We start from the raw sequence: 1,615 nt of genomic DNA, 5'->3' as shown, positions 1-1,615 counted from the left end.
GCTTCCACCTCAAACCTATCAACCTGATCATCTTTCAGGGGTCTTACTAGCTTGACGCTATGGGAAATCTCATCTCGAGGGGGGCTTCATGCTTAGATGCTTTCAGCACTTATCCCTTCCGCACATAGCTACCCAGCGATGCTCTTGGCAGAACAACTGGTACACCAGCGGTGCGTCCATCCCGGTCCTCTCGTACTAAGGACAGCTCCTCTCAAATTTCCTGCGCCCACGACGGATAGGGACCGAACTGTCTCACGACGTTCTGAACCCAGCTCGCGTACCGCTTTAATGGGCGAACAGCCCAACCCTTGGGACCGACTACAGCCCCAGGATGCGATGAGCCGACATCGAGGTGCCAAACCTCCCCGTCGATGTGGACTCTTGGGGGAGATAAGCCTGTTATCCCCGGGGTAGCTTTTATCCGTTGAGCGATGGCCCTTCCATGCGGAACCACCGGATCACTAAGCCCGACTTTCGTCCCTGCTCGACTTGTAGGTCTCGCAGTCAAGCTCCCTTATGCCTTTACACTCTTCGAATGATTTCCAACCATTCTGAGGGAACCTTTGGGCGCCTCCGTTACTTTTTAGGAGGCGACCGCCCCAGTCAAACTGCCCACCTGACACTGTCTCCTGCCCCGATCAGGGGCATGGGTTAGAATTTCAATACAGCCAGGGTAGTATCCCACCGATGCCTCCACCGAAGCTGGCGCTCCGGCTTCCAAGGCTCCTACCTATCCTGTACAAGCTGTACCGAAATTCAATATCAGGCTACAGTAAAGCTCCACGGGGTCTTTCCGTCCTGTCGCGGGTAACCTGCATCTTCACAGGTACTATAATTTCACCGAGTCTCTCGTTGAGACAGTGCCCAGATCGTTACGCCTTTCGTGCGGGTCGGAACTTACCCGACAAGGAATTTCGCTACCTTAGGACCGTTATAGTTACGGCCGCCGTTTACTGGGGCTTCAATTCAGAGCTTCGCTTGCGCTAACCCCTCCTCTTAACCTTCCAGCACCGGGCAGGCGTCAGCCCCTATACTTCGCCTTGCGGCTTCGCAGAGACCTGTGTTTTTGCTAAACAGTCGCCTGGGCCTATTCACTGCGGCTCTTCGAGGCTTTAACACCCCAAAGAGCACCCCTTCTCCCGAAGTTACGGGGTCATTTTGCCGAGTTCCTTAACGAGAGTTCTCTCGCTCACCTTAGGATTCTCTCCTCGCCTACCTGTGTCGGTTTGCGGTACGGGCACCTTATCCTCGCTAGAGGCTTTTCTTGGCAGTGTGGAATCAGGAACTTCGGTACTATATTTCCCTCGCTGTCACAGCTCAGCCTTCACGCAAACGGGATTTTCCTCGCTTGCAGCCTAACTGCTTAGACGCACATATCCAGCAGTGCGCTTACCCTATCCTCCTGCGTCCCCCCATTGCTCAAACGGAGTTTGGTGGTACAGGAATATCAACCTGTTGTCCATCGCCTACGCTTTTCAGCCTCGGCTTAGGTCCCGACTAACCCTGAGCGGACGAGCCTTCCTCAGGAAACCTTAGGCATTCGGTGGATGGGATTCTCACCCATCTTTCGCTACTCATACCGGCATTCTCACTTCTAAGCGCTCCACCAGTCCTT

1 rRNA gene is annotated in these 1,615 nt (G+C 54.4%); it reads right to left on the bottom strand.

The annotated features are described in order from the left end of the window. Positions 1-1,615, bottom strand: a 23S ribosomal RNA gene (locus ASU02_RS25380); the annotation flags it as partial.

The organism is Cytobacillus praedii (assembly GCF_001439605.1).
GTDB classification, from domain to species: domain Bacteria; phylum Bacillota; class Bacilli; order Bacillales; family Cytobacillaceae; genus Cytobacillus; species Cytobacillus praedii.
This window is presented reverse-complemented; position numbering and strand designations above follow the sequence as displayed.